The 17,116-nt window shown below is 35.1% G+C and carries 21 protein-coding genes; 14 read left to right on the forward strand and 7 right to left on the reverse strand.

The window, feature by feature from the left end; genetic code table 11:
* Positions 1-19 precede the first annotated feature (19 nt).
* From ABJI11_RS11855 to ABJI11_RS11905, 11 genes are all read left to right on the forward strand, one after another.
* Complete coding sequence (locus tag ABJI11_RS11855) at positions 20-478, forward strand: DUF2750 domain-containing protein (RefSeq protein ID WP_348352392.1); 459 nt, start codon at positions 20-22, stop codon at positions 476-478.
* 161 nt (positions 479-639) lie between these two features.
* Positions 640-1,155, forward strand: a complete 516-nt coding sequence (locus tag ABJI11_RS11860; protein ID WP_348352394.1) for a hypothetical protein — start codon at positions 640-642, stop codon at positions 1,153-1,155.
* Between the two features lie 6 nt (positions 1,156-1,161).
* Positions 1,162-1,650 (forward strand): ATP-binding protein, encoded by a 489-nt coding sequence (locus ABJI11_RS11865; RefSeq protein WP_348352396.1) that lies wholly within the window; start codon positions 1,162-1,164, stop codon positions 1,648-1,650.
* Between the two features lie 73 nt (positions 1,651-1,723).
* Positions 1,724-2,452, forward strand: coding sequence for a zinc-dependent peptidase (locus ABJI11_RS11870; protein ID WP_348352398.1), 729 nt, complete (start codon positions 1,724-1,726; stop codon positions 2,450-2,452).
* A 245-nt stretch (positions 2,453-2,697) separates the two neighbouring features.
* Complete coding sequence (locus tag ABJI11_RS11875) at positions 2,698-3,600, forward strand: hypothetical protein (RefSeq protein WP_348352400.1); 903 nt, start codon at positions 2,698-2,700, stop codon at positions 3,598-3,600.
* Between the two features lie 61 nt (positions 3,601-3,661).
* On the forward strand, positions 3,662-4,006 hold the full coding sequence (locus ABJI11_RS11880; protein WP_348352402.1) for a cupin domain-containing protein: 345 nt from the start codon (positions 3,662-3,664) through the stop codon (positions 4,004-4,006).
* A gap of 9 nt (positions 4,007-4,015) precedes the next feature.
* Positions 4,016-4,417 carry a group III truncated hemoglobin gene (locus ABJI11_RS11885; protein ID WP_348352404.1) on the forward strand — a complete coding sequence of 134 codons (402 nt, stop codon included), beginning with the start codon at positions 4,016-4,018 and terminating at the stop codon, positions 4,415-4,417.
* 376 nt (positions 4,418-4,793) lie between these two features.
* Complete coding sequence (locus ABJI11_RS11890; protein ID WP_348352406.1) at positions 4,794-5,429, forward strand: transglutaminase family protein; 636 nt, start codon at positions 4,794-4,796, stop codon at positions 5,427-5,429.
* Positions 5,430-5,455: 26 nt separating this feature from the next.
* Positions 5,456-6,151 (forward strand): hypothetical protein, encoded by a 696-nt coding sequence (locus ABJI11_RS11895; RefSeq protein WP_348352408.1) that lies wholly within the window; start codon positions 5,456-5,458, stop codon positions 6,149-6,151.
* Positions 6,152-6,227: 76 nt separating this feature from the next.
* Positions 6,228-6,815, forward strand: a complete 588-nt coding sequence (locus tag ABJI11_RS11900) for a hypothetical protein (RefSeq protein WP_348352410.1) — start codon at positions 6,228-6,230, stop codon at positions 6,813-6,815.
* A gap of 480 nt (positions 6,816-7,295) precedes the next feature.
* On the forward strand, positions 7,296-7,955 hold the full coding sequence (locus ABJI11_RS11905) for a hypothetical protein (protein ID WP_348352412.1): 660 nt from the start codon (positions 7,296-7,298) through the stop codon (positions 7,953-7,955).
* Here ABJI11_RS11905 and gldC read toward each other — a convergent pair.
* Positions 7,952-8,293 carry a gliding motility protein GldC gene (gldC, locus tag ABJI11_RS11910; protein ID WP_276494544.1) on the reverse strand — a complete coding sequence of 114 codons (342 nt, stop codon included), beginning with the start codon at positions 8,291-8,293 and terminating at the stop codon, positions 7,952-7,954. The two genes, ABJI11_RS11905 and gldC, sit on opposite strands and share 4 nt — an antisense overlap.
* Entirely contained in the window at positions 8,294-9,232 is a 939-nt protein-coding gene (gldB, locus tag ABJI11_RS11915; RefSeq protein ID WP_348352414.1) for a gliding motility lipoprotein GldB, read from the reverse strand. It abuts the gene before it with no gap.
* A gap of 109 nt (positions 9,233-9,341) precedes the next feature.
* On the opposite strand from gldB, the gene nadE reads away from it, so the two are divergent.
* Together nadE and ABJI11_RS11925 are read left to right on the forward strand one after the other, a co-directional pair.
* Complete coding sequence (nadE, locus tag ABJI11_RS11920) at positions 9,342-10,130, forward strand: NAD(+) synthase (RefSeq protein WP_348352416.1); 789 nt, start codon at positions 9,342-9,344, stop codon at positions 10,128-10,130.
* A 166-nt stretch (positions 10,131-10,296) separates the two neighbouring features.
* Positions 10,297-10,926 carry a response regulator transcription factor gene (locus ABJI11_RS11925; protein WP_036156232.1) on the forward strand — a complete coding sequence of 210 codons (630 nt, stop codon included), beginning with the start codon at positions 10,297-10,299 and terminating at the stop codon, positions 10,924-10,926.
* Positions 10,927-11,002: 76 nt separating this feature from the next.
* On the opposite strand, the gene dnaG is transcribed toward ABJI11_RS11925, so the two are convergent.
* On the reverse strand, positions 11,003-12,988 hold the full coding sequence (dnaG, locus tag ABJI11_RS11930) for a DNA primase (protein WP_348352418.1): 1,986 nt from the start codon (positions 12,986-12,988) through the stop codon (positions 11,003-11,005).
* Positions 12,989-13,057: 69 nt separating this feature from the next.
* Between dnaG and ABJI11_RS11935 the strand changes: the two genes are divergently transcribed.
* Positions 13,058-13,315: a zinc-ribbon domain-containing protein gene (locus ABJI11_RS11935; RefSeq protein WP_348352420.1), complete on the forward strand. Its 258-nt coding sequence runs from the start codon at positions 13,058-13,060 to the stop codon at positions 13,313-13,315.
* Positions 13,316-13,368: 53 nt separating this feature from the next.
* On the opposite strand, the gene ABJI11_RS11940 is transcribed toward ABJI11_RS11935, so the two are convergent.
* From ABJI11_RS11940 to ABJI11_RS11955, 4 genes are all read right to left on the reverse strand, one after another.
* Positions 13,369-14,442 carry a hypothetical protein gene (locus ABJI11_RS11940; RefSeq protein ID WP_348352422.1) on the reverse strand — a complete coding sequence of 358 codons (1,074 nt, stop codon included), beginning with the start codon at positions 14,440-14,442 and terminating at the stop codon, positions 13,369-13,371.
* Positions 14,443-14,529: 87 nt separating this feature from the next.
* Positions 14,530-15,282, reverse strand: a complete 753-nt coding sequence (locus ABJI11_RS11945; protein WP_348352424.1) for a hypothetical protein — start codon at positions 15,280-15,282, stop codon at positions 14,530-14,532.
* A complete protein-coding gene (locus ABJI11_RS11950) occupies positions 15,269-15,832 on the reverse strand; it encodes an RNA polymerase sigma factor (RefSeq protein ID WP_276494552.1) in 564 nt (187 codons plus the stop codon). Before ABJI11_RS11950 ends, ABJI11_RS11945 begins: the two co-directional genes overlap by 14 nt.
* Positions 15,833-15,967: 135 nt before the next feature.
* On the reverse strand, positions 15,968-16,945 hold the full coding sequence (locus ABJI11_RS11955) for a polyprenyl synthetase family protein (protein WP_348352426.1): 978 nt from the start codon (positions 16,943-16,945) through the stop codon (positions 15,968-15,970).
* Positions 16,946-17,116: the final 171 nt, after the last annotated feature.

A 17,116-nucleotide genomic window follows, 5' to 3' on the forward strand; every position in this document is an offset into this window, starting at 1 on the left:
CTTCCCTCAAAAACAAAACATGGAACAACAAGGCTCCGAATTAATAGAAAATAGATACAAAAAATTTATACAAACCGTTTGTAAAACAGACGTTGTTTATGCGCTGCAAAACCAAGATGGGTTTGCCACCTCAGCCTCTGCTCATTATGAAAATGAACAAGGAAAACCTGTTGACATTCTATGTTTTTGGGCAGAAAGTGGCAGAGCAAAATCTTGCGCCATCAACCATTGGAGCAACTACCAAATAACTGAAATAGCCCTTGTAGATTTTATTGAGAATTGGGGCGTAGGTATGGAAAATGACGGTATACTAGGCGGCATTGAATTTGACCAGAACATGTTTGGCTATGAAGCAAAACCCCTAGATTTAATTCTTGCCTTAGTTGCTGAAATAAAAGAGACCAATAAAGAACTACCACTTCAAAAATTTGAAAATATTGCTGATTTAGAGGAGCAGGCTAAAGAGGCGAATAAATAGTAAATAAACCAATTAAATATCCTAAAATCTGACTAGTTCAGCATTGCTGTTTTCATGCTAATGATTTGGTTTTGTGATTATTTTAAAGGCAAAAGGAAATTTTAACAAAACATTTCCGTTAGTCTTTCTGACACACCTTTTTTTTCCGAAAACCAAACCACATGAAAACACCATTACTGGTATTAGCCTCTATATTTATTTTCTTAACTTCTTGTAGTGAAAGTAAACCTGCAAATTTTGAAAGAGATGGTGTAGTAATGACCAGTCCGGCGGGTTGGGGCATTACGGACCAAGAGAATATAGATGACCAAGGGTATTACCTATCTATAGAAAAAGATGGTTTTGATTCTAGTGGTATTATAACCATGACATGGCTTAACGGTGAAATTGATTTGAATGAATGGATATTGATTTATCAAGATGAATTGGTCAATAATATTATCTATAAAAATTCTAATTTAGATTTTACCGATCCTAGTGACGATCACTACAACGATATTGACACAACTTCTATACAGTTTACCGCTAGCATTTTAGGTCTTGGACATGAAGGTGTTATTCATTTCTTTCATAAAGGCGACAAAACCTTTGCACTTTTAAAGCAACAGGCAGTAGAAGACAACTTAGTCAACAAACCAGGTTTTGATTTGATCGAAGAGAGTTTTAGAATTGAATAAAAAAACATGCTACACCTCATCGTAGGAAATACCGGATCTGGTAAAACTACCTATTCAAACGAACTGAAAAAGAAAACCAAAGGTGTAATTTTCTCTATAGACACTTGGAACAATACCTTATTTCTTCCTGACAAAACCGAAACCGACGGATTAGAATGGTTCTTAGAACGTATTGAGCGGGCGGAGGAGATGATATTGAATGTAGTAGCGCAATTAGAGGAATCTAACACCGATGCCATTTTAGACCTGGGGCTATCTAAATTTGAACATCGCGAAAAGTTTAGAACTTTTGCTACATCTCATGGTTATGAGATTACACTTCACTTTTTAGATATTTCTAAAGAAACCAGATGGCAACGCGTACAACAGCGTAACACCGAAAAAGGAGCTACGTTTGAGTTTGAGGTTACCAAAGAGAATTTTAATTTTATGGAAACTTGGTTTGAAAAACCTACCGAAAATGAACTGAAAGGTAGTGTTATTATCACCGAATAGCACTAATTTTGCCCTCCGCATTTTTTTTTGTTACAATCATTTATTAAACCAAAATTTCAACCAACCTAACCCTTTGAACCTAAAACATACTTTCGTCAACTTTTTTCTTAAGTCGAGCAGCAAGCAAGAATGCCATGAGGTACTCAGCAAATGGAACTCGTACTACACCGCTCTATCTACAAAACACCAACAATCTTTTGTGGTGAGAACTTTGCTGTTCTTAAAGACTACAAATTTTGGTTCTAAAGAAGGTTTTGAACTTACTACAGAAATGAAGCTCGTTATTTCTAGTGCCTTCGTCAAGATTACTTTCGGTCTAAAACAAGATGTTTTGAGCATCTTTAAAACAGTATTCGTTACGCCGTCTTCATACGCTTATACTGGTAGAGATGTTTTATACGATGGTGATGTAAATACGGTAACCAAGCGCGTAAATATGTCATGGCCTGCCGTAGAAAAAGGTTTTGTTATTACAGATGACGGATTAAACATTGCCATACACGAGTTTAGCCATTGCCTGGTTATCGAACATGCTAAAGGCTCTTATTTTTCTAAAGTATTCAATGATACGGACCTTAACGCTTGGAAAGAATTGGCCTCTAAAAAAATACCGCTTATCCGTGAGGGCAAATACACTATTTTCAGGGACTATGGCGGCACTAACCTAATGGAGCTTTTTGCCATTACCTTAGAGACATTTTTTGAACAACCTCATGAGTTTTATTCTTACTCCCCTACTTTTTACCGTACCACCGCCAGAGTGCTTAAACAAGACCCTAGAAACGGTAAATACCCAAAGTAAACAACCTAGGGTATTGACCTTTATTGAAACATTACATTATTGATTGTCAATTAAAACAATAACAGTACTATTGCGTTGTGCTTCATAGTACTACAATCTTTATTAAACAATATAGACACTTACCTTATGAAGAAATCGCTACTTTTAGTGGTTGATGGATTTACTATACGTGCTATTCGCGACGGATTATCTCCTGAAGAATAAGCGCAATTTGATGCCGAGAACGGACTAATATTTAAATAAACATGTTTTCATTTCTAAAGAAAAATAGACCTAAACCAATACGTATTGTTGGTACAGATGAGCAACTTTTTATAAATGACGTTGCTATAACTTTCCCAACAAACTACGAGACGCTAGTAGCTGTTTTTGGTGAACCTTCGCGTACCGGTAAGACCAAACTTTCTAAAAGCCCTGTAATTTGCTGGGATGCAGAAGGTGTATATTGCTCTTGTGGTAGCTACGGTCATATTTTTGGTTTTAGTCTTATTTTTTCTAAAAAACATCACCTAGATCTTCCTCCAAAAAATCATTTTTCAGGGTCTATTATTCTGGACGACAAAGAAATTCTTTTCGATGATTTTTCCATTAGTGAGAACCCCAATTATTGCATCAATAAACTTACCTATAAAGACGAAGAGCAGCCGTATGCACTTTATATAAGTTCCAACCTAGAAGCTAAGAAAGAAATTCCGAAAGATAAATACATCCTACAACCAATAACAGAAGAGCATATTGAATTTACGGACTTCGGATTTAAGTTAGCGGTCATTGAAGAATTAATGTATACCCAAGAAGTGCTACATCCAAAGTTTGAACTTTATGAATTTATAGAATGGTATACCAAACGAAAAATAGATATTGAAGAGGAAGGCTATGAGCCTATTGCAGAAGTAACGCAATTCTTTAAAGATCTTCAAATTCCTAAACGCATGGCACCTCTTTTAACCGAGATTTACCAAGATGGCGGAAACGATATTTATTTAAACCTAATACGTTTTAGTAGCGGTAGTGAAGATTACTGGGATATAAAAAGTGCCGTAGATGCCAAGAATTTTCCCAATCTTAAAAAAGCGACGCTATGTTATGCCGAAGATTCCGTGTACGATGAAATGATCGCTATGGGCATTGATGCAGAGAGTTTATAATTACCTGAGAAGTGTCATAGTTTAGCAAACCGATGTTTTATACTATTGTAAAAACATGAATATGCAAAAGGTCTCTTTCACTGAAAATTTAGATTTCAACGATACTAAAATTGTTACCAAAGTTCTTTTAGAAACTTCATTCTCAAAAGAGATTAGAATTCTATTGAAGAACGGGCAACTCATGAAAGAGCATAAGGCTCCTTTCCCTATTATTGTACATATTGTAACAGGTAAAATTGATTTCGGAGTTGAAGGTGCTCAACACACCCTAAAGCAAGGAGATATCATTACCTTAGCCGCTAATGTTCCGCATGACCTTTTAGCAAAATCCGACAGTATAGTTCGTCTTACACTTTCTAAACAAGACACAGCCAAACGGGTTGAAAAAGTCATTGCCGATTCTTAAAAACAGACCATGAACGATATTACCAATAGAGAAGATGTTAGGGTATTGGTGCATACTTTCTACGATAAAATTAGGCAGAACGCAATGCTTGGTCCTATTTTCAACGGGCATATTACAGACGAGCAATGGCCTACGCATTTAAGCAAACTCACAGATTTTTGGGAGTCTAATTTATTTGGTGTCCGTACGTTTAGGGGCAGCCCTTCTAAGGCTCATGTTAACGTCGATAAAAATCTTCATCATAGCATTTCTCAAGACCACTTTGCACAATGGCTACAGCTTTGGTTTGAAACTCTCAACGAGCTTTATGAAGGCGAATTAGCGGAAAGAGCAAAACAGATGGCTCGTAGAATGTCTACAGGGCAGTATATTCATATTTGGCAAAGTAGACCGGAAGAATTTAGGAACTAAAATTTAGTAGGCAGTTTCAGTTGACAGTGTCAGTTGATAGTGGGTTAGTTACTTTTGGCTTTTGGCTTTTGGCTTTTGGCTTTTGGCTTTTGGCTTTTGGCTTTTGGCTTTTGGCTTTTGGCTTTTGGCTTTTGGCTTTTGGCTTTTACTGATAAAAATTTAGCATAGCTAAATACTTGAAATCAAAAAAAGTCTATTTTCTAAACTCTATTTTCTTTATTCCAACCTTGTACCTAGCACTTCAGAATTCATACTTAATACTCTGTACTCTGTACTTAATACAGAATTTATATTGACCTGTCTGCCATTACCTAAGTGAGTATGCCAAATCTATTTCGTAAATTGAACATATAATAATTTTCTAATTGTTACTATTATGGACTACTTATCTCCAACTTATTTTTTTGATTACGAAAGCGAGGAAATTCAAGATTTGGTATCCGCATACAAAAACACTACGCTTTCTGAAAAAGAAATTTCTATTGCCCTGTACAACACGGTAAGAGATACCTGGCGTTATGACCCCTACAGCTTAAGTTTTAATAAAGAGAAATATCGTGCCAGTAAAATTGTAAAACGTACCAACGGTCATTGTATAGATAAGTCTATCATCTTAATTGCCGCACTTCGCGCACTTGGTATACCTGCGAGAATTCATCTGGCGAAAGTTAAAAACCATATTGGCGTAGAACGGCTTATTGAAAAATTTGGTTCTAATGAACTTACGCCCCATGGTATGGTAGATGCTTTTATAAATGGAAAATGGTTAAAGCTATCACCGACATTCAATGCATCTTTATGTGAAATGCTTAATGTAGCGCCTTTAGATTTTGATGGAGAAAATGATGCCGTTTTACAAGAATTCAGTGCAGACGGAACACAGTTTATGGAGTACCTAGAAGATTACGGTCATTTTGAAGATGTACCTATGGAATTTATGGAACGGAATGCACGAGAGCATTACCCTAATATTTTTGATCCCAATAGCAACCAGACCGAGTTTCAGTTGTAGGTTAAAACAGTAATCTTATTGAATTTATGAAAATACTAAAGGATATTAGTACACTTCTAAAAACTGGATATATTGAGGGTGGTAAACTACCATTTAAAAATAAGACCAGAATATTCTTTAAACTGTTAGGTCTACTTTTTCTTTTAAAATTATTTTACTTGTGCATTTCATTGTCCCTAAATTCTATAGATGGTATTGATATGCCTATTCAAAGTGAAACTCAAGATTTTGATTCGTATTCTGGATTCTTAAAGTTTAGCATTTTTGCTATCGTCGCACCAATTATAGAAGAACTCACTTTTAGATTAGGACTTAAATTTTCTAAAAGAAATTTTATCATAATGATTGCTGGTTTAACCTACATCCTATTAAAAATTATTCTTGATTTTAACCTATATATAGCATTTGTATCGGCATTATCGATATCTACATTATTGGTTTTTGTACTTAGCCCAAAAATTGTAATTATATTAACTAACTATTGGAGAAACAATCGATTGATCATTTTCTATCTTTTGATACTTAGCTTTTCGTTTTTACATATTGCTAACTATGATTTAAGTTCTTCAATACTAGTTTATATTCCGATAATGGCACTTTCCCATTTTTTGGGTGGCGTTATTTTTAGTTATGCCAGATTAAAGTATAGTATACTTATGTCAGTAGGTTTACATATAATCCATAACGCATTGTTATCTTTTCCTTATTTGCTTTCTAGTTAAGGATTTGATAAAGATTGTACGAGCTTACACAAAAGATGTACCTTAACTTTTAGATTTAAATTTTAAAACAATTCCTTTGAAAAAATTCATCTTTACTTTATTCATAGCATTCTCAACATCATTTGCCATAGCACAAGAACCCATCGTCTGGAATCCAGATTACGAATTGCAGCTAAGCGACTATCAGTCTCCGGAATCGGAAATTAATGCTGCGCTTACCTCCTATTCCATTTATTCAGGTGCTAAAATCGATTTCAGCTTTAACATGAATTCGGTTTCTTTCATGTTTACCAAGAACTTCAATAGCAAGGTCAAAGCTATTTTTCAAAAGAACTTAGCGGTATTGGTTGCCCCAGATTCGTTAACAGCGAATCAGCTACTACAATTTGGTCGGTATGATTTTGACTTGGTAGAATTGTACTCCAGAAAAATACGCAAGAAGATATATGAAGAAAAAGGTGCTTTTAGCGATTCTAGCTTATTTCAACCTATTTTTAATGAGCTACAAAAAGAAATGAATACCGTAAGCGCACAAGTTTTTAAGGCAACGGATTTTGGTAAAGATGCTGAATTGCTACAAAAGGAACATAACAAAGTCATTGATGAAATAAATACCCTTTCAGATTTTTGCATGACGTGTAAGCCTAAGAAGAATAGGAATTAATTGTTAGTTGATGGTTTTTTAACGCTGTGCGTTTTTTTGTATTAAGTAATTAGTACGAAGTATTAAGTCGTTCGCAATAGCTATTGTCTATAAAAATTGGTACTACGCACCTTTTACTATAACAGAACAAAATATCAGTTCGAGTGAATTTTTGAAGTATGAGAAAATTTGCTTGTCCGTCGATAATGAGGATATCGAGAACCTTGCGTGTTCCAAACCTGTTCTCGATACAATTTTGTGACTCCGCTTTGCTACGTCATAAAACCACTCGAACTGACATAGGTAAATTACATGAATTGAAACTTTAATAAAACCTCCTCGCAAAGACGTTTAATTTTTAATTACGACTTTGTACTTAATACTTAGTACCTTGTACTTCCCTTCACCACAACTCAGCACCCAAAACTTACAATTGGGTAACTTAACTTATCTTCTGAGCAATGATACCTCCATCTTTGTAAAACATTAAACCAACCGAACATGGAAAACATCATTAAAATTTTCATTTACATACATGCCTTTTTTGGAGGAGTAGGACTTATAACGGGTATTGCCAGTATTGTAGTCAAAAAAGGACCACGAAACCATAAACTATTAGGGAAATGGTTTTCTTGGTCTATGATCATTAGCTCTGTAATTTCTTTGGTAGTCGCCAGAATGCCCAATCACATCAATACCTTTTTATTTTTGATCGGTATTTTTACCATCTACATGGTTTTGGCGGGCAATAGAGCACTCACTTTTAAATCGACCAAAAAAACAAAAGCAAACGTGACCGACAAACTAGTTTCTGGGATTATGGCTATTTGTGCCCTACTAATGATCGGCTTTGGTGTCACCGGATTACTAAACGGCTATTCTCACAGTATTCTTTATCTGTTCTTCGGAATCATCGGTCTGTTTCTACCTTACGGAGATTACAAGCTCTTTAAGAATACATTGAACAATAGAAAGCTATGGCTCATAAATCACCTAAGCAGAATGTTGGGTGCACTCATTGCATCGGTAACAGCATTTTTTGTTGCCGGTATGCACCAAGACAATCTATGGGCATGGATTACTCCGTCCGTATTAGGAACTGCCTATATTATCTACTGGATTAAAAAAACAAAAGGTAAAAAGAAGTTGAAAACGGTTTAACCTTGATCTTTAAGATTTAGGTTTTCTGCGAAGTAATCACAAAAATCTTTCATGGTAGCCGTCATTTTTTCATCTTGAGTTGCCTTTAGAAAAGTATCTGACAAAGAAACCAAGGTCTGATGAAAGAATGTTTTCATTTCGTCTACAGGCATATCTTTTGTCCACAAATCTATTTTCAAAGACTCTTGGTTCTTGCTATCCCAAACGGATAATAACATTGCCTTTGCGGCTTCGTTCTCTATACCACCGTCTTGTGCAGACCAGTTTAATGTTTCCGGAATTCTATTATCATCTAATCCTACGCGCAGTGTAATTTCTGAAGTATGTAAATCTGCCATCTAATTTCTCGGTTTGTAATTTGATTTCTTAAATATTTCATCTGCAGGCATTGGCATTAATTGCATCATGCTTACATCATTGTTTTCCATAAAGGCTCGTACAATTTGCCAGCCTATATAACGACCAAGTCTCCCCGGCGACTCATTATCCAACTCTAATCCGAATTTAGAAAACGGTGCAGGTTCTAAAAATCGCTGATTCAATTTATTATCGGTACTATATAAATATTCGTTTTCTATAAAATTTCTCCACATAGGCTCTTCGTTGGCAACGGCCCAGTCTATTTCTTCTTGAGAATATCCTATCTTTTTTGCATCGTTTGCCTCTGGCATCAATTTATCCTTAAGGTATAGTTCTTTTCCAAAATAAACCATACGGGCAAGATAGCTGCGGTCTCTAGGTCTTGGCACAACCTGCTTTGCAAATGCGCTTGCTACATCGCTAACCAAATAATTACGGTCTAAAGATTGCGCTATGTAACGCTGAAAACCACCGTAATACTTATGCTCAGACCCCAAGTAATTATCAAGACTAATGAACAGTAAACTATCGGTTAAAATAATTCTGTTGTTGTAATCAACATCATTGGTTACGGTAAGTATTTTTGGCACCTTATACTGTGGAAAATAGTATTTAATGTGTTTAAACAACTGCACTAAACCTTCTTCCTCATCTTCAAAACTACGAAAGGCATTACCCACCTCTTGAAATAGTTCTATCTGAAGTGAATCTTTCATTTTAGCGATCCAAACACTATCTGGTGCAGGAAACAAATACGGGTACATTTTACGCAAACCAGGCAAACCTTTCTCACCAGAAGCGGCGAATTCACGATCAAATCGAGAAATTTTTAGGTCCATCGGTATAGCGGCAATCTCTTCAGCTACCTTATCACTATCATTACAGCTAGAAAGCATGAAAAAAACTGATAATAGCATAAAAATAGGTTTGACCTTGGCAAGTATTTTACAATACATTTTATTATTTACAGTGTTCAACTTATTTTTAGGGCAAAGTTAATTGATTTTACTAAATAATTAGAGCGGTATGCAAACGGAAAAGGTAATTGAGCACATTGTTAAATGGTTAAAAGATTATGCTACAAATGCAAAACAGAAAGGTTTTGTAATTGGCGTGTCTGGCGGAATTGATTCTGCAGTTACTTCTACCCTCTGTGCAAAGACAGGTTTAGACCTTCTTTGTTTAGAGATGCCTATTCATCAAGCAGAAAACCAAAGTGACCGCGCTTCTAGACATATTGACTGGTTAACAGCCAATTTCCCCAACGTAAAAAGACAACCGGTTAACCTAACACCTGTATTCGACAGTTTAGTGGACGCATTACCCAGTGTTGACAATGAAGAGGACAGATTTATGTCTTTAGCCAATACAAGAGCACGTTTACGTATGACCAGTTTATATTACTTCGCCGCCCTAGAACGATATTTGGTAGCAGGTACAGGTAATAAAGTGGAGGATTTTGGCGTAGGGTTTTATACAAAGTACGGTGATGGTGGTGTAGATTTAAGTCCGATTGCAGATTTAATGAAGACCGAAGTATATGATATTGCAAAAGCTTTAGGAGTAAACGAAGAGATTGTTAAGGCTGCACCAACGGATGGCCTATGGGGCGATGACAGAACAGATGAAGATCAGATAGGAGCCTCTTACCCTGAGTTAGAATGGGCGATGACAATGAAAGACGAAGGCAAAACAATCGATGATTTCGAAGGAAGAAAAAAGGAAGTATATACTATTTTTACACGCCTGAATTCTATGAACCAGCATAAGATGTTACCAATACCTGTTTGTGAGATACCAAAAGAGTTAAAATAACAACTCAACTAGAAATCAGGGTATTAAATCGAAAATAAAATCTAAAATTTTACGTTAATTATAAAATAATGCAACTTTGACTTCTAATTTAGAATTTTAAGCCTTACATTGCATGTTGTCTTTTCAGACAATCATAGGTCCTGAAATCTATAAAAAAAAACAATTAATGATCAAAGTTTTAATAGCGGATAACCACCCTATCATAAGAATGGGAGTTAGGAAGGTTCTAGAATCCGCTGAGGGATTTGAATTGATCGATGAGGTAGCTACTACCGAAGAACTTTTTGAAAAACTCAAAGACACAACCCCCGATGTGGTCATGCTAGAAATGGATATTCCAGATATTAACGGAATAGCGGCATTACGCAAAATTAAAAAAGATTACGCGGACGTAAAAGTCCTTATGTACAGCGGTCAATCTGAAGATGTTTATGCCTTAAGTGCTATAAGAGCAGGTGCTTTTGGATATTTATCTAAATCTTCTGGTGTAGAATACATTACTGCAGCAGTAACTAAAGTTAGCGAAGGTAGCATGTTCATTACTAACGAACTGGCACAGCGTCTTGCTTTTGATGAAGGAACCAAAAAACCAAGAAGGTTCTTTAGAAAATTATCTACTAGAGAAATAGAAGTCCTTAAACTTTTAGCTAGTGGTAAACGTAATAAAGAAGTTGCTTTAGGTTTGAACCTAAATGAAAAAACAGTTAGTACCTACAAAGCTCGTTTAATGAAAAAATTAAATGTAGATAATATGGTAGATTTATTACAACAGGCAAAAGCCTTAGAATTGTACTAAATTCTTACAACTGTATAAAACACAAAAAAAAGACCTGCTTATAGCAGGTCTTTTTATTTATATACCTTTTAGGTTTTTAAGACAGTACCCTGTTCAGCTTCTTGTTCAACAACTTATTTAACTGAATGTAATTCATAATTTCCTCTAACACTTCTCTATGATCTGTAGTAGAATCTTCAGTAGTATTTTGCAAGGTGTTCATTCTCTTTTTTATCAAGAAGCAACGTAAAGTTAATATGGTCTCACTTACCAACTGCGCCACACCTATTTCTTTACTCTTCGGAAAAATTTCTTTTCGCTCCCAATCATGTAAAATATAACGTTCTTCTTCCATTAAAATAGAAGAAATCTGATTGGCCATTTCTTGCTCTAGACTATTGACAAATGTTTTTATTGAAAATTCTTCCTTTTCATTTAAAGCCTCTATCAGCTTGGCATACATTTTACGAAAATCTTCATTAGCCAATTCTATTTCATCTTCTTGCAGATCCAAGTAGATTTTCTCGTATACTTTAATTTCAGATATTTCTGGCTCTAGCACTAAATCTCCCGCATCATTTTCTTTCAACACCAAATCCTCAAACTGCTCTTTAAAGTTACCATACAACATTAGCGATTCAATAATTTTTCGCTCTAACAGATACTGTACATCAACTTTCTTTTCTTTTTCCTCATTGGTATTACGAACAACATCAAAAGCCTTCTGCTCCTCCATTTGCGGCGGCGGTAGATTCTTATCACCTTTCTTCCCTATTTGCGCAAGTGTATTGAACAAAACAGCCTCAGAAATATTCATAATCTGAGCACACTCTTGTATATAGATTTCTTTTTGAATACGATCTGGAATCTTAGAAATACTATTTACAATATCCCTAACCGTATCTGCCCTTTTTATAGGGTCGTTATTTGCCTCTTTGACTAGAAGGGATGCCTTAAACTGAATAAAATCTTTAGAATTGTCATTGAGGTAGGTCATGACTTCTTCCAGTTCATTATTCTTGGCAAAACTATCCGGATCCTCACCTTCAGGAAATGTACATACACGCACATTCATACCTTGCTCCAAAATTAAATCTATACCACGTAACGATGCTCGAAGACCTGCCGCATCTCCATCAAATAATACGGTTATATTTTTGGTCAATCTGTTGATCAACCTAATTTGTTCCGGAGTCAATGCCGTACCACTAGAAGACACTACGTTATCAATACCGCGTTGCGCAAATTGAATAACATCTGTATAACCTTCTACCAGATAACAATTATCTTCTTTTGCTATAGACTGCTTTGCATGGTAAATACCGTACAACACCTTACTCTTATGGTAGATGTCGCTTTCAGGTGAATTCAGGTACTTAGCCGCCTTTTTATCGTTCGTTAAAATACGCCCTCCAAAACCAAGTACACGACCACTTAAGGAGTGGATAGGAAACATAACCCGACCTTTAAATCGGTCAAATTTTCGTGAACCATTTGGGTTGTTGGCATCTTCCTTAACAATGGTGAGCCCTGTTTTTGAAAGGTATTCTAATTTATATCCCTTATCTAGAGCTGCTGTAGTAAAACCGTCCCATTGATCCAAGCAATACCCTAACTCAAATTTCTTGATGGTTTCATCTGTAAACCCACGTTCTTTAAAATAGCTTAAGCCAATTGCTTTACCCAACTCAGACTCCCACAACATTTCTTTAAAATGTGTTTGGGCAAATTCAGATACCAGATACATGCTTTCGCGCTCACTAGCCTGCTCTTTTTGCTCGTTAGATTGCTCTGTCTCCTCTACTTCAATATTATACTTTTTAGCTAAATACTTTATAGCCTCTGGATAGGTAAAATGCTCATGCTCCATTAAAAAAGCGACCACATTACCACCTTTACCACTACTAAAATCTTTCCAAATCTGTTTTACGGGAGATACCATAAAACTTGGTGAACGTTCATCTGTAAACGGACTAAGACCTTTGAAGTTAGAGCCTGATTTTTTGAGTTGTACAAAATCACCAATCACCTCTTCTAAACGAGCGGTTTCATAAACTTTATCTATGGTAATTTTTGAAATCATATTGCTACCTCAGCCCCTTTGAAAAGGGCAAATAAATTTGTGTAAATTAGAACATCAAAAATAGCAATAATGATTCTATTCTTTGGCACTAGACCTGGAAAGCCCGAAACTAAACATCTTTTTAATTGTGCATGCCCTTATTGTCAGCAACATGGAACATTGACAGCTGTTACCCAAAAGAACTACTTTCATATATTCTGGATCAAGCCTTTTAAAATCTCTAGTACTACTACCATAGAATGTAGTCACTGTAAACGTGGTTATTATGAGAACGAGTTTACCGAAGAGATGAATCGAGAATTATCTAATACAAATAATCAGCTGTAGCAACTGGTAAATAAACACGGCACCATAGCTAATTTGATTGATGTATTTCTTATTTAAAGGTCGAAGCGAAGGCCTAAGGAAATGTTATTCTGTTTTAGACTTGGACCAGGAAATATTTGGGTTAAATCATATTTTAAATATAGTGATACATCACCGCGCCCTACATAAGCACTAATTCCATAAATTGTTTTCTGGTTACCTCCAGATCTAGAACTTAGAATAGTACCAATCTGAGCATTTCTGTCTAATAATACAGTCTGCTTATTTTTATAATTAAAACCTAGATAACCACCTATTCCAAATTTAAACTTCTTGTTTGTAGAATATCTAACATACGGCCCATTTTCTCTTTTTTCAGAGGGACCAAATTCAAAGTGAAAAGGAAAAACTAAATTATCCATTCTTAATTTTGACTTAAACAATTCTTCCTGTCTTTCTCCATCAATAACCGGTAATCTAGTAAGTTCATAAACAGGAAACTGATTATCACTGGATACTGTGAAAAATCTATTTTCCGTTGGCTTTAACCCATTAAAATGAAAAGAAAACCCGTATTTTATTCTCAACCAATTACTATTCTTACTTATCCTTGTATTCCAAGCATAACCTACTTCAAAAAACCTACTGCCTAAATATTTATATGGAGAATCCGAAAGTGACTCTCCATACCTAATGGCATTGTTTAAACCGAATGCAACGACCAAATCTGTATGTGTTCGCTTTTCAAAACTAGGTTCTTTACCTCTCTCTATATTTATTCCTAAAATAGTTTTAGAATCATTTTTGAAGTAAGAATCTTCAGTAAGCTCTAAGTCTACTCCGTTATTTCTTTTTAGAAGTGATATTTTATTATCAATTATAGCGATTCTATTTTCAATATTTAACGCTCTTACTTCAGCGGCTTGCTGTTTAAGTAAATTAGCATTTGCCTCTGTAATCAGACCATCTTTTAGTTGTTTATTGATATTTTCAACTTCATATTTTAATGCCTCTTTTTCCTGCTGTGTTATTCTATTTTTTTGATTTTCAAGCGTTTCCACCTTATCTTTTAACTCTTCTTGCGCTACTGAATTTTGCACCATAAAGAGTGTCAGCAACAACATTAAATACATGGTAATTGTTCTCATTTCGATTTTGATTTTTTTTGATGAATAAACTCCGCTCCCTGTCCCCATAATATTTTATAGAGATAAGGAAAAACGATTTGTGATTGCTTAGTTATTGCGATCTGCCACAGCAGTACGCACTTTTATAAAACTGGCTTTTAGGGAATTAAATATCTGGTCTCGGAAGGATTGATCAAGTTCATCTTCAACCTCTGTCAACAAAGCCATAGCATCGACAGATTTATCTTTATTAAATATTTTTTCTCTTAATATTTCATCTTGAGCACGTTTTAACAACGAATCTACTTCGGCATCGGTTACCGTGCTGTGTTGCTCTAACACATCTACCTGGGCAATAATTGCCGCTACTTTAGAATTAATGATTTCATCTGACACTATTAAAGTTTCAGAAGATTTATTGTTAGGCACGTTGTCCACAACAGCGACTTTTATTTCATCATCAATTATTAAAGGCTCTTCTACTTTTGGCATTAGAACCTCATTGACTTCTACAGTTTTGCTACTAGGCTCTGTTTCTAACACCACTACAACTATTTGCTCTTCGTTTTTAAAAGACACCGGCTCTTCTATTAAAACTTCTTCCTGTATATTTTCTTCTTCTGTATCAACAATTTTTAGCGGTATTTCATTCTCTACTGCTGTACCTTTAAAGTAAAACAGCGCAACCCCAATTAAAACGACTACACTTGCCGCAATACCTAACCATAAATACACTGGCTTCTTTTTAGGCGCATCATCATTTAATTCTGATGAAATTTTTGACCAAGCATTTTCTGACGGTAATATTTCTCGTTCCTGAAACTTGGCTTGTATATGTTTTTCAAATTTATCGGTTTCCATACCCTATAATATTTTGCTGTCTTAGTTGCTCTTGAAGCAATTTTCTAGCTTTTAGTAATTGTGTCTTTGAAGTACTTTCTGATATAGAAAGCATTTCTGCTATTTCTTTATGCTTATACCCTTCTACGGTATACAATACAAATACCATTTTATAGCCTTGCGGCAAAGCATCTATTAATTGTTGAATATGCTCGGTATCCAAATCGGTACTTTGTGATATTTCTTCAGATTGGTTTTTTTCATATACCTCATCATCATATACTACGAACTGTTGTTTTCTTAAATAAGAAATACTTTCCCTAATCATAATGCGTCTTAACCAGCCCTCAAAACTACCTTCAAACTTAAAAGTGTCTAGCTTAGTGAACATTTTTAAAAAACCCTGCACCATGACATCTTCCGCAAAATGAATGTCTTTTATGTACTGCCGACAGACACTCAACATTTTGGGAGCATGTTTTTTATACAAACGCTCTTGAGCATCGCGGTTTCCCGCTGTTGCTTTTTTAATGAGTTGCTTCTCGTTTTTATAAAAAGGTATAATTTTCAAAATATTGGTTTGGTCTTCTATTAACATAGACGCAGTAGAAGAAGGTATGGTTGCCTGAAGGTCAATAAAAATTAAAATTAATTTTTAAAATACTGTATTTCAAATACTTAAATAGATTAAAAAATAGAGTAATAATTACTTTTTACGATCAACGACGTAATTCACCATTAATTCTAAGGCGCTTTTATAATCAGATTCAGGATATGTACTTAGAAGTTTTAAAGCTTCATCTCTATACTGTAACATTTTGGTTACCGCATAATCTAGTCCGCCTTTATTTTTCACAAAAGCAATAACTTCTTTGACGCGCTTTTTATCCTTATTGTGATTTTTTATGGAATTGATGACCCAACTCTTCTCTTTCTTACTGCAATTATTTAACGCATAAATTAAAGGCAGTGTCATTTTCTGCTCTTTAATATCTATACCTGTAGGCTTCCCAATTTTTTCACCACCATAGTCAAACAAGTCATCTTTAATTTGAAATGCCATACCACATAGTTCTCCAAATTTTCTAAAGGTTTCTACATCTGGACTATCCGGCTTTACAGAACAAGCTCCCAAAGAACAACAAGCCGCTATTAAGGTTGCCGTTTTTTGTCTTATAATGTCATAATAAACATCTTCGGTAATATCTAAGCGCCTTGCTTTCTCTATCTGCAATAATTCGCCTTCGCTCATTTCACGAACGGCAACAGAGATTATTTTAAGTAAATCGAAATCTTCATTATCTATAGAAAGCAACAGACCTTTAGAGAGTAAATAATCACCTACTAGAACAGCAATCTTATTTTTCCATAATGCATTTATAGAGAAGAAGCCCCTGCGTTTATTACTTTCATCTACCACATCATCATGCACCAATGTTGCGGTATGTATTAATTCTATTACAGAAGCGCCACGATACGTACGCTCGTTGACCTCACCGTTATTCAACATTTTTGCCGTTAGAAAAACGAACATAGGTCGCATTTGCTTCCCTTTTCTATTTACAATATAATGTGTGATTCTATTAAGCAACGCAACCTTAGAAGTCATTGAATCTCTAAACTTTGACTCAAACAACTCCATTTCCTGATAGACAGGTTCCTTTATTTGCGATACTATTTTCAGGTGCTCTTAATTAGAACGTCAAAATTAGTCAAAAGCAAGCAGTAAACAGTGCTCAGAGAGGAGATATTGATATTTGGTTGTTGGTTGTTGGTTGTTGGTTGTTGGTTGTTGGTTGTTGGTTGTTGGTTGTTGGTTGTTGGAAAAAAATAAATTAAAAATCAAAATACAATT

The organism is Maribacter sp. (assembly GCF_039968975.1).
Taxonomy (GTDB): domain Bacteria; phylum Bacteroidota; class Bacteroidia; order Flavobacteriales; family Flavobacteriaceae; genus Maribacter.